This window comes from candidate division WOR-3 bacterium, assembly GCA_026418155.1.
Classification (GTDB): Bacteria; Hydrothermota; Tepidihabitantia; order Tepidihabitantales; family CAIPLT01; genus JAOABV01.
Map to the genome: position 1 here is coordinate 1 of JAOABV010000032.1, position 12,831 is coordinate 12,831.

Annotated in this window: 10 protein-coding genes; 6 read left to right on the forward strand and 4 right to left on the reverse strand. The window is 34.6% G+C overall.

From position 1 onward, the window contains the following. Positions 1–72 precede the first annotated feature (72 nt). The 3 genes from cobO to N2201_04880 all read right to left on the reverse strand — a co-directional run bounded on the left by cobO (position 73) and on the right by N2201_04880 (position 3,551). The gene (gene cobO, locus N2201_04870; GenBank protein MCX7785543.1) at positions 73–582 is read right to left on the reverse strand and encodes a cob(I)yrinic acid a,c-diamide adenosyltransferase; all 510 of its coding nucleotides are present in this window, start codon (positions 580–582) and stop codon (positions 73–75) included. A gap of 7 nt (positions 583–589) precedes the next feature. Continuing rightward, positions 590–1,069, reverse strand: coding sequence for a CvpA family protein (locus N2201_04875; protein ID MCX7785544.1), 480 nt, complete (start codon positions 1,067–1,069; stop codon positions 590–592). Positions 1,070–1,247: 178 nt separating this feature from the next. Then, positions 1,248–3,551: a patatin-like phospholipase family protein gene (locus N2201_04880; GenBank protein MCX7785545.1), complete on the reverse strand. Its 2,304-nt coding sequence runs from the start codon at positions 3,549–3,551 to the stop codon at positions 1,248–1,250. 808 nt (positions 3,552–4,359) lie between these two features. Here N2201_04880 and N2201_04885 point away from each other — a divergent pair. From N2201_04885 to N2201_04910, 6 genes are all read left to right on the forward strand, one after another. Beyond that, the gene (locus tag N2201_04885) at positions 4,360–4,929 is read left to right on the forward strand and encodes a ribosome maturation factor RimP (protein MCX7785546.1); all 570 of its coding nucleotides are present in this window, start codon (positions 4,360–4,362) and stop codon (positions 4,927–4,929) included. Next, positions 4,922–6,190: a transcription termination factor NusA gene (gene nusA / locus N2201_04890; GenBank protein ID MCX7785547.1), complete on the forward strand. Its 1,269-nt coding sequence runs from the start codon at positions 4,922–4,924 to the stop codon at positions 6,188–6,190. The genes N2201_04885 and nusA overlap by 8 nt, the downstream gene beginning before the upstream one ends. Positions 6,191–6,306: 116 nt before the next feature. Beyond that, complete coding sequence (infB, locus tag N2201_04895; GenBank protein ID MCX7785548.1) at positions 6,307–8,475, forward strand: translation initiation factor IF-2; 2,169 nt, start codon at positions 6,307–6,309, stop codon at positions 8,473–8,475. A 105-nt stretch (positions 8,476–8,580) separates the two neighbouring features. Then, complete coding sequence (locus N2201_04900) at positions 8,581–8,865, forward strand: DUF503 domain-containing protein (protein MCX7785549.1); 285 nt, start codon at positions 8,581–8,583, stop codon at positions 8,863–8,865. Positions 8,866–8,896: 31 nt separating this feature from the next. Continuing rightward, positions 8,897–9,739: a carboxylating nicotinate-nucleotide diphosphorylase gene (gene nadC, locus N2201_04905; GenBank protein MCX7785550.1), complete on the forward strand. Its 843-nt coding sequence runs from the start codon at positions 8,897–8,899 to the stop codon at positions 9,737–9,739. A 279-nt stretch (positions 9,740–10,018) separates the two neighbouring features. Continuing rightward, positions 10,019–11,305, forward strand: a complete 1,287-nt coding sequence (locus N2201_04910; GenBank protein MCX7785551.1) for a YCF48-related protein — start codon at positions 10,019–10,021, stop codon at positions 11,303–11,305. A 467-nt stretch (positions 11,306–11,772) separates the two neighbouring features. Here N2201_04910 and nadA read toward each other — a convergent pair whose 3' ends face one another. Continuing rightward, positions 11,773–12,678 (reverse strand): quinolinate synthase NadA, encoded by a 906-nt coding sequence (gene nadA, locus N2201_04915; GenBank protein MCX7785552.1) that lies wholly within the window; start codon positions 12,676–12,678, stop codon positions 11,773–11,775. Positions 12,679–12,831: the final 153 nt, after the last annotated feature.

Here is a 12,831-nt window from a genome sequence, read left to right on the forward strand (position 1 = left end):
CTCATTGCCCGCTCATCACCATGTAAAAAATCTTTTATCAGTTTTGAGTTTTGACTTTTAGGGTTTGAGGTATTAATAGTCAATTCCTTGCCTTGAGATAAATCCCTTTTGGTATGGGTGCTTAATTTCCTTTATTTCGCTGACCAAATCAGCCAGATCAATAAGTTCTTTGGCAGCATAACGACCAGTAAGAATAAGTTCAATCTGCTTGGGACAATTTTTAATGAGCTCAATAACATCCGGTAATTTAATTAGGCCATAATCAATCGCAACATTAATCTCATCCAGAATGACCATATTATATTTTTTTTCGTTAATTACTTTTCGTGCTAATTTTAAGCCTTTTTCGGCATATGCAATATCTTCTTTACTGGGATTACCTTTTTCCACAAAAGTTGGCAGTCCTGATTGCACGACCTTAAAATTTTTCAGTTTCTTAAGTGTTTTGATCTCGCCATAACCCGCATCACCTTTCATAAACTGTATCATTATCACTTTCCATTTATGTCCCAAGGCTCTTATTGCCTGACCAATCGCGGCTGTGGTTTTACCTTTGCCATTGCCTGTATAGATTTGTATCATTAAATTATTATTCGCCTAATCTAACTTCATTCAAAAATCTACCAATGGCTTTGAAGATATTATATTCTAATATCTCTTTTGCTACTGGCGAATTCTGAATTAATACCGCTATTTGAGAAGTCGGGTCAGTTGCCACTAAGATTAATCGCAATATGAAATGAAGAACTATCCAAGCAGTCGCAACACCAAAAATAAAACTTAGATAAGCATCAAATGGTTCCCAGGTAAGTTCTAAGCGGGTGGTTATCAATTTTGCAATATATAATAAGATGACCGCCATTACTATGAACATAATTAATAGCGTTACTCCTTTGCTAATCGGTAAAAAATTAGCAATGGATGAATACGTTTTAAGTGCTATCCAGGTTGTTAGCAGTAAAGCAATCATTTCAAATAAGGGGATATCCATCTCTTTTGAGCCTCGAGCAGTTTGCACAATAATAATAATTAATGCAACTAATAATATAATCCAATCGATGCCGGTCATAATTAGTTAATCACCTCTATTCATTTTAGTTTATTTCACTTATCTATTTTTACTTAAGAAAATGTGTTTGTCAATAAGTGTCTGTGAGAAATTTATAATCACGAAAGCACGAAAATTATGACAAATTGCTAATGGCTATTAGCAAATGGCTAAATAGTGTTTCTGAGCATCGTAATTTTTAGTATCTAAACTCACGTCCTACAGATAAAGAAAAATTTGGGTTTATTTTATTATTGGGCATTTTGACTAAGTCAGCGAAACTAAGAATTAATTGCAATGGTCCAATGGGGGTATTAGTTCTAATGCCGAAACCGGCACCAAAATGACAGTCTCTATTAAAATTAAAATTGGTAATCAACTCGTCGTATTTCTTAAAACTGACAATATTGGCTAATACCTGAAAATAGAAGGGGTAATCTTGATGACTAAATAGGCGAAATAAACGAAAATCAGCACTGGTGCCGATATTTAATTTTTGTTCAGTTAAAAACTCATCTTTCTTAAAACCAATCAGATTTTCCGCCCCAGAATGAAAGTATTCAGATAAAGGCAGTGTGCCATAACTAATGCCGATTTCCAGTTTGGGCTTTAATGTCAACCAAGGTAAAAAAGATATTGCCTGTTCAGAAAAATAACGGAGTTTTAAGAAATCGGTTGACGCATTTAATTTTTGAAGGGAAGAAAAACCAGTTATGCGATAAGTTATGCCCTGAGTGGGAAAATATAGATTATCAAAATTGTTGAATTCTAATCTAAATAAAGGACCAATTATCCATTCTCGGTTAGGAAAGTTATTAAAGAATGATAAGCTGGGTTTAGTATAAGTTGCTTTATAACTATTAAAACCGATATTAAAAAAGGCATCGCGTCCTAAAATATAACCAATTTCAAAGACTCCGCCGATTAAATTAGTATAATAATCTGCTGACCATACTCTGTCTTCAAAATAGGAATTATGTAATGCCCGGTAAAAACCATCTAAACGATAGCCAAAGGGCAATAGAAAAAGTCTTGTGCCCGTTAAACCCAGACGATATTCATTGGGATTACCAAGATGAATGGCTCCTCGCACATTGGCACCTGAGCCGGATAAATTGCCTTGACCAACTTCTAAACCCATAATAATATTGTCGTAATTATCATATCGGAGACCAAAAGAATAAAAGCCAAATGCCTTTTCTTGTAAGACTATTGTTACATCAACTGAGTCTGCGTTAAATTCTACGCGATAGTCAACATCTTCAAAAAAATCAGTGTTGAATAATCTAACCAAATCATTTATCAACTGGTCAAATTTTAGATGAGTTCCTTTACGAATTGTCAATTTATGGGTAATAATATTTTTATGAGTTGTTTTTAGACCTTCAATTCGGATAGTACGAATTATTGACATTGACCGTTTCGTTATTTTATTGCGTTGCGCAATGACTTTTTTACCTTTTAATTTCTCTTTTATTATCGGAATTACTTTTCTGGTTGCTTCTTCCCCGGCTTTGATGAGTTCTTTTGCCTTAAAAAAGTCTGAATGCTTAAATGGTTCTACATTTGGTTCAATTAAGACATCAGCATATTCTTTTTGTCGATTTAAGTCTTCAATTGCTACTAAATCCATACTTCGGGACACAATATCAATTAACGAGATACCTGTTTCTGGAGTATGTCGTATAGTTAAGGATGCAATTATGAAATCAGGATTGAATTCAAACAGTGGGTCCACTGGTAAATTCTGAATTAGACCACCATCAACATATTCTCGGTCTTGAATCTTTTTAGGCGCAAAGACACCGGGGATGGCAATACTTGCTCGAATTGCTTGAGCTAATCTGCCGTATTTAAGAATTACCTTCTTACCACTTGCTAAATCTACTGCGACTGCGCGATAAGGAATTGGTAAACTATCGAAATTATAATAGGTATCATATTCAATTTGGGACAAACATCGCATCAATAAGAAATCGACATTTTGGATTGGCACCAAACCACTAGGTAAGATTGGAATAAAATTATGATGTCTTAATTGGAGAAAATATCTTTGGACTTGTTGTCTTTCAGGTAAATAGCGCGCGCCAAAAGGTACTTCCGCACTAAAAAGTGACCACCAATTAACACTTAAAGCAATACTTTCAATTTGAGTTGCGCTATAACCTGCAGAATATAATCCCCCCACTAAAGAACCCATGCTATTACCAGCAATAAAAGAAACCGGAATTTGTTCTTGTTCTAATACTTTTAACACGCCGATATGGGCAATGCCTAATGCTCCACCACCAGAAAGGGCTAAACCAATTCGGACAATATTGGTGTCGTTCAAAACTTGCCCGAAACAAAAAGAAATTAATAGAAATATCAAAATAGCAGTTCTTTGCACAATTTTATTATACGCATAAATGCGTTTAAGTAAATAAGCGGATTCTAAAGGAACGCCAATTAAAAATAAGAAAAAAAGAGTATTAGAAAAACCATTAATGAATATAAAACGCAATCAAAACACTTCAAATAACAATGAACAAAGAAGACATTGCGAAATAAATTAACCATAATCTAAGTACATTCGTGTTAATTCGTGGCTTAATTGTTTTCGTGCGTTGATGATTAAAATGACTTTAGTTGGTTCTATTTAAAACATCATTTTAACAAAAATTTTGAGATAATTGTTATTTAACTCATTTGATTTGTTGTATATTATCGAATAATTGCTTAAATAAGAGAACTAAAGGGTCAGTTGTCCACGATGTGCAATAGTAAGTTAAAAGAACATTATGGTTAAATCATTGGTTATACCATTTGATTTATTTTTAACTACAATTAGTTTGTTTAGTGTCAAAGAATAAAGTAGTCTATATCAGTAGCATTAGAAGATTTTTTATCCTATCAATCAGATATTCACCTATCACATTTTATGTGAAGATGAAAAGTGAGTTAGAAAATATATAAAGGACTCACTCATTAATCTCATATAAAAATTAAAAATGAAATGCGAAAAAATAATTATAAAGAAGAAAAAGTAATCTCTTTATATTAGATTTACGGATATTTTACAAACATTTATAATAATCTCTAAAACTCACATCGTCTTCATCTATCTGCTTTGTCTTTTTGAACATGAAGATTCACATAAAACATTAATTTTAGAAAATATAAAGTTAACTTCTTGCTTTGGGCCATATTATAGAATATATAGTCCATATTAGGAAATATCCTGATATACTACATTTTATTACTCAAAAATATGTCAACACTCTATATTTTTGTCCACTTGACTTAATCTATAAAACTTCTATAATATCAGTATGAAACTATCGGATAAATTATTGAGTCTTATTAAAGAGACAATTAATGCTTGCGGTGTGGAACTTTATGATGTTGAGTTCAAAGGTAAAATATTACGCGTATCCATTACTAAACCTGAAGGCATCTCTTTAGACGAATGCGCTTATGTTTCCGAAAGACTTTCGCAAAAATTGGATTTGGAAAACCTCATTCCAACTCGTTACTATTTAGAAGTTTCTTCTCCAGGCATTGAGCGGAAATTACGAAATGTTTCTGATTATCAAGGCGTTATCGGAAATAAGGTATCTATTATAACTAAAAGCGGTAGGTTTGTTGGTAAGGTTCAGTCAGTGGAGGCATCGGGTTTAGTAATATTGAATGATGTTGGTTCAAAAGGCAAGGCTGGTGAAGCAGAAGTTATTTCGTTTGCTGATATAAAATCAGCACATCTGGTAGTTGCAACTGAAGATTTGTTCAAAGAAGCAATTTCCCGAATGCAAAAATCAAGTCGCGATAATTTTGCCGATTATAACGAACTAAATCAATCCGAGATAAAAGTAGATAATAATATTGGAGGCATTGATGAATAAAGAAGTTTCTAATATTATCACCCAAATTGCCCGAATTCGTAATGTTGACATTAATTATGTCTGTGAAACTTTAAAGAATTCAATTGTCGCAGGATTAAAAAAACGTTTCGGGCCGGATGCTCAAATTGAAGCCGATATAACGCCAGAATCTGGAGAGTTAAAGGTTTACATCGCGAAAAAGGTAAGTGCAAAAGTAAAGAATCCGGTTAATGAGATTTCTTTAGAAGAAGCTAAAACCATTAACCCCAATGTCGAAGTTGGTTCTATAGTCCGCATTGAAATTCCCTTGTCTGAGATTGGCCGGAGTGCGATTAGAAAGGCCTCAGATGAGTTGATGGTAAAACTCCGTGAAGCCGAACGAAACAAACTCTTTGATGAGTTCAATCGTAAACGGGGCGAGATTATTTCCGGCACTATTAGTAAAATCGGCAAAGATGAGATTATTGTTAATATTGGTTTGACTGAAGCAATTTTATTAAATAAAGACCAATTAAAAACAGACCATTACCGTCAGGGTGCACCAATTAAGACAATCATCTATCGTGTGGACAAAACACCAATTGGCCCACGCATTTATCTATCTCGCACCCACAATGATTTTTTGCGAAAATTATTATTAAAAGAAGTGCCGGAAATTCGGGAAGGAATTGTGGAAATTAAAGGTATTGCCCGAGCACCTGGTCAAAGGGCTAAAGTTGCAGTTGCCAGTAATGATGAAAAAGTTGACCCAGTGGGTGCTTGTGTTGGATATCGAAAGTCACGAATCGAAAATATTATTCGGGAACTTTCCGGGGAAAAGATTGATATTGTGTTGTATAGTAAAGATATGGATGTATATATTAGCCGAGCCTTAGCACCAGCCAAAGTAAAAGAAGTGATTAAAGAAGGTGAAACTTATTTTGTGATTGTGCCTGATGACGATTTTTCAATTGCTATTGGTAAACGGGGACAAAATGTTGTTTTAGCCAGTGCTTTAGTCGGGACAAAACTGGAAGTTCTTAAAGAATCGGAATATAGAAATCGAGTTCTGGCGGAAAAGGCCAAATCGATTTCCTTAAAACAGTTGGATTTACCCGAAGAAGATATTATTAAATTACAAGATGCTCAAATTTTTACTGCCTTTGATGTAATTAATTTATCTACTGAACAGATTGCAATGTCAGCAAACTTCGAATTAGACAAGGTTGAACAAATAAAAAAACAAGTGCGAGAGCAATTAGAAAAAATGTTTAGTCTTCAGGAACTGAAAAGTAATAAATGATTAAATAACAATAGAAATAACAACAACAATGTTACAACTAATTGGCCGAATAAATAGAGTGATTAAAAATCAAATAATATTATTAGATATAAACTTCTGAGACCATCATTAAAAATATGCCACAACCATCGCAGGACGCTCGAAAGATTAATCAGGTGCAGAAAAAGAAAAAGTCCGTAAATGGCTTGAAAGTAAATGAAGTTGCGCGTCGGCTTAATCTTTCGAGTGAAGCAGTAGTTTCAATACTTAAGGAACTAGGATTTCCACCTCGGGGATATACTGCGCTGGTTACTTTTGATGAGTTTAATAAAGTCAAAGAAAAAGTGAAACAGGAAAAGACACTTTTCAAAGAATCACTTAAAAAAAAGACCGTATCAGAAGTAAAAACTGCGCCTGCTACTAAATTGTCGGTTACCGAGATCGATGTTAAGAAAGCAGTCAAGAAGACATTAACTAAAATAGAACATCGTGAGGTAAAACCGAAACGCCATATTGTTAAAACTATACCCACAATAAGTGAACCGCAGGAAAGGAAAATTAAAGTCGCACCTTATCTTAGTGTTGCCGAATTAGCCCACCTGTTTAATGTTCCAGTTAATGAAGTAATAAAGAAATGTATCGGGTTCGGCTTATTGGCAACAGTTAATCATCGCTTAGACCCAGAAACAATTACTTTACTGGCTGATGAATTCGGTATTAAAGTAGAAATTGAAGAAGAGACGATTCAGCCGACTGAAATCAAAGGTGAACTTCTTGAACGACCCCCGGTAGTGGTTGTAATGGGGCATGTTGACCATGGCAAGACATCTTTGCTCGATTATATCCGTAAAACTAAAGTTGCTGAAAAAGAACCAGGAAAGATTACCCAACATACCGGTGCTTATGTTGTCAACTATAACAATAAAAGAATAACTTTCTTAGATACACCGGGTCATGTTGCATTTACTGCAATGCGGGCTCGAGGTGCGCAAATTACTGATATTGCAGTATTAGTTGTTGCCGCAGATGATGGGGTTATGCCTCAAACCATTGAAGCCTTAAATCACGCTCGTGCCGCTGGTATTCCGATTATTGTTGCCATAACTAAATGTGATTTGCCGAATACTAATCCAGAAGTAGTAAAAACTCAATTGTCCAAACAGGGGATTCGAATTGAAGAATATGGTGGGGATACAATGTGTGTTTTAACTTCAGTTCGAACCGGAATGGGTATTGAAGACTTGTTAGAAGCAATTCTTTTATTAAGTGAAGAATTAAAGTTGCAAGCAGTATATGAAGGAAATGCTTCAGGCGTTGTGATTGAAAGTCGAGTTGACAAGGGCCGGGGTAATGTTGTTACGGTCTTAATCCAACAAGGCACCTTAAAGCGCGGAGACATATTCGTTTGTGGTGAATTCTATGGTCGAGCACGAGATTTGCTTAATGAAAACTTTCACCGGCTAGACCGAGCGACACCGTCAACACCGGTCTTAGTTTTGGGGTGCTCTGGTCTGCCTGAAGCCGGCGACCGATTTGAAGTCGTTAATGATGAACGAACTGCTCGAGATATCGCGATGCGCCGAGCTTTAGCAAAACGCGATATGCGACTGAAACATAAGACACCAGTTTCTTTGCAGCAATTACAACAGAAAATTGCTGAAGGTAAAACTAAAGAGATGAAAATCGTGCTTAAGGCTGATACCTTTGGTTCGGCTGAAGCCCTAAAAGATGCTTTAGAGGGTTTATCAATTGAAGAAGTGGTGATTCGGGTTATTCATGCAGGTATTGGACAGATTACGAGTTCGGATGTGCTTTTAGCCCAAGCATCTGAAGCAATTATTGTCGGCTATCATGTTACTGCTTTAGCCGATGCTGCGGAAATTGCAGAACGTGAAGGAGTAGAAATCAGATATTATAATGTGATCTATTCAGCCTTAGACGATATTCGTTCCGCAATGTTAGGACTTTTAGAACCAGAACAGAAAGAAGTTTTGATTGGAAAAGGCGTCATTCGCCAGGTATTTATGATTCCACGCGTTGGACCGGTTGCTGGTGTCTATGTAACTGAAGGCAAGGTAACCAGAACCTGTTTAGTGAAAGTTATGCGTGATGGTAAAGAAGTGCTAAAAAGCCGAATCAGTTCATTAAAACGATTCAAGGACGATGTTAAAGAAGTGGAAAGCGGATATGAATGTGGTATTGGCATTGAGAATGCGACCGATTTACAACCAGAAGATATTTTAGAATTCTATAAAATCGAAGAAGTGGTTCGAACAATTGAAAGTTCATTGACCCCAAAAGAGTAATGACTAACGATTTTACAAAATCGAAGATGTTGGTACGATTGTGAAATTTCTCCAAGGACCAAAGGCTAAAAACTAATGACTTATAAATAATAACTAAAACAACCAATGTCCATAGGTCTTTTAGTTATTGATTGTATGTTAAATAATAGCCATTCGCTTAAAGAAAAAAGGAGTGTTTTCCAAAGTATCACTAATAAAATCCGGCAGAATTTTAATGTTTCAGTTGCCGAAACAAACTATCAAGACCTTTGGCAAAGAGCCGAATTATCAATCGTATTTGTCAACACTGATTGGAAGATGATTGAACGAAACTTTCAACGCATCCTTGAATTCATTGAACAAGACCGAAGGATTACTATTCTGAATCACGAAGCAAAATCAATCTACTAAAAGATTAATACCATAATCCCAAAATCAATCAATGAAAACAGAAATTTCCAAGTTAAATCTTAAACAAATTATTCAACAAGCGTTAAAAGAAGATATTGGGTCAGGCGATATCACGACAAACTTTACAGTTGATAAAAATAAGATTGTCACTGCGGAAATTATTGCTAAAGATGACGGAATTCTTGCCGGTAGCGATGTTGTTAAGATGGTATTTCAGTATCTTGACCCCAAAGTAAATGTTAATTTTAAAATCAAAGACGGCGAGCGATTTAAGTCTAAACAAGTGATTGCTCAAATAACTGGCAAAGCACAAGCATTATTAAGTGGTGAACGAACCGCACTAAATTTTCTCTGTCGGTTATCAGGTATTGCAAGTTTAACTCGGAAGTTTGTTGATAAAATATCGGATACAAAAGCAAAGATTCTGGATACCAGAAAAACAACTCCACTTTTGCGGGATTTGGAAAAATATGCTGTTCGCGTTGGTGGCGGTTATAATCACCGGATGGGACTTTATGATATGATGCTAGTTAAAGATAATCATATTAAAATTGCCGGAGGTATAACGCAAGCAATTAAAAAAGCACAGAAATATAATAAAAACAAATTACCTATTGAAGTAGAGACAAAAAATTTAAATGAAGTTAAGCAAGCGTTAGCACTTAATGTTTCAATTATTATGTTGGATAATATGAATTTAAGGCAGATTGCTCAAGCAGTAAAATTAGTTAAAGGAAAAGCAAAACTTGAAGTATCAGGAGGCGTTAACTTAAAAAATGTCCGAAAGATTGCGAAAACTGGGGTAGATTATATTTCAGTCGGTGCTATAACCCATTCCGCACCAATTGTTGATATGTCGATGAAGATAAAATGAGGATACGGAAAAAAACATTGACCTCGTACATTCGCAGAAAATTTATAAGAAACTTTTAATGATTTTTATCCATTGTGGATTTGGCTTATTATAATTAACCTTGTTTGGAACAATATATTCGTTAATAAAATTTGTTTTTCCGGTTCTTAAATAAATGTTCAGACAATATTTTAAGATAACATATTTATAGTCAAAGAGTAAAGCTTATCATAGATAATGTTTAGTAAACTTATTTTGGGTTCGAATAGAAAACAAAAAATCCAAAGATTGGAGGCCAAAATGAGGGTTATTAAATATATCTTCTATCTTTGGCTATTAGTTTTTGGGTTAGCGTCTGCTTATACTTTTCATGGTTCAGCAATGGCACCAAATAGTCTTAAAGGTTGGGTTGTGACAATTGATACACCGGGAGTTTTTCATACACCAAATTGTGGATTAGATTGGATAAGACAAAATCTAATAACCTACCGAGAACTTGCTGATGTTTTTTCCCTCACTGAACAAAAAGGATGGATTGCTTCTTATTCGTATGGTTATATTTTTTACACAGAAGATGGCGGAACAAATTGGTTACTACAAGTTATGGGATTGTCCAAATGGACGAATCGTGTCTTCTTTATTGATGACAGTTGTGGTTGGGTTGCTTGTCGCGGTGCAATGTTAGGTCGAACAAACAACGGAGGCCAAAATTGGGAACAAATATTTTTACCCTATCCACCGTTTCGTTTAGATTCAGTTGATATGCAGAATATATCATTTATTGATAGAGCAAAAGGCTGGTTTTGTGCGGGCAGGTATCCTGAATACCGTTCCTGGCCAGGCGAAACTTGTTATACTAAAGGTCAAGGATATATTGCAAAATCAACTGATGGCGGTTTGAACTGGCAACTGCTCTTAAAAGATACAATTTATGATTTCTTTGATGTTAAATTTCAAGATTCATTAAATGGTTTTGTTGTCGGTGGCAATGACCGAACAATGTCAGCAATTATAATGCGAACTGCTAATGGTGGTAATACCTGGCAAACAATAACAATTCCCTGGCAAACAAAATATCTCAGAGCATTAGAATTTATTTCACCTAACCGTTTCTGGGCAGTTGGTCATAATGGCACAATACTTTATTCTTGCGATGCTGGCAATAGTTGGACTTTACAACAAAGTAATGTTAATGCGACTTTGTATGATGTTGATTTTGCAGATTCGTTATATGGTCTTGTTGCCGGCGATAGTTATGTTTTATATACTCATAATGCCGGACAAACTTGGAGTAAAACGCGGATTGGTATCAGACAGGAAAATACTTCATATCTGGTAATGGAAAATCAAGTAGAGATATATCCGAATCCAGCATCATCGCATTTCGCTATTCGCTTTTCGTCCCACGCTTGCCCGCTTCGGGTTGACTGCATAAGAATTTATGATGTGACCGGAAATGTGATAAAAGTTCAAGAGTTCAAAGATGGAAAAGTTCAAAAGATTTCGCTTGATGGGATTAAGTGTGGTGTCTATTTTGTCAAAATTGGAAATCAACTGATAAGGAAAAAATTGATTGTAATAAAATGATTAGGATTGGAGAAGTCATTCTTTAATAATTACATAAAAGTTGATTGTAATAAAATGACTAAGTTCGGTGAAATTATTCTTTAATAACGATGTAAAGGTTAATTGTAATAAAATAATTAAGATACGTGAAGGTATTCTTTAATAACGATATAAAGGTTGATTGTAATAAAATAATTAAGATAGGTGAAGGCATTCTTTAATAACGACATAAAGGTTGATTGTAATACAATGATTAGGATATGTGAAGGTATTCTTTAATAACTACATAAGAGTTAATTGTAATAAAAAAATTAAAATTGGAGAAGTCATTTTTTAATAACGACATAAAAGTTAATTTTAATAAAATTATTAGAACAGGCAAAGTTATTTTTTATAATTTCATAAAAGTTGTTGTAATATATTGATTACGATTAGTAAACTCATTCCTTAATCACCAGATGAAAGTTAAAAATAATTCTTTATAATCACTACACAACCGCTAACATCTTTTCTAATGCCAGTCGGGCTTTTTGAGCAATTTCTTCAGGCACAACAATTTCATTATTCTCAATTTCTAAAACGGATAACACTTTATCTAATGTTGTTTTTTTCATATTATTGCATATCGCGGTTCTTTTTAAGGGATGGCAAAGTTTATTCGGATATTCTCTTTTAATGCGATTGCATAAACCGACTTCAGTGCCTAAAACAACTTCGTCAAAGTCTTTTGCTAATTTAATCATACCACTGGTAGAAGCAACAAAATCGGCCTCGTTAATAACTTCAGGTAGACATTCGGGATGGACAATAATTTTCGCATTAGGGTATATTTTACGAGCCTTGATGATATCTTCAGCCGTAAAATATAATGCGTGCACATAGCAGAATCCTTCCCAAGCCATTATCTCTCTTTGAGTCTGTTTTGCCACATACCAGGCTAAATTTTTATCAGGCACAAAGAGGATTTTCTTTTCCTTCGGAATTGAAGCAACAACTCTTACTGCATTGGCCGAGGTGCAACAGATATCAGATTCGGCTTTGACTTCAGCCGGTGTATTAACATAAGCAACAACAATAACATCGCCCAATTCCTCTTTTTTTAATCTTAGTGCTTGTGCAGTAATCATATCGGCCATTTCGCAACCAGCATTAATATCTGGCATTATGACTTTTGCCTGAGGATTGAGAATTTTTGCAGTCTCAGCCATAAAATGGACGCCACAAAAGACTATTAGCCGAGATTTAGTTGCTTGGGCTTTTTGGGATAAATCTAAGGAATCGCCAATAAAATCAGCAACTTCATAAATCTCTGGTCGCTGATAATTATGAACTAAAATTACCGCATTCTTTTGTTTCTTTAATGCCAAAATTTTATTAATTAGATCTATATTCATTATAATTTAGCAGTAGCAAATTTCACAAAGTTTTGTGAGATGATTGTTTCTTTATTCATTGGTATTTGATTATATAGAATATTAGTTAAATTACAAGAGGAACATAAGTTTATTAATTTTAGAAGCGTCAAGAATATTGGACCAGTTTTTTTC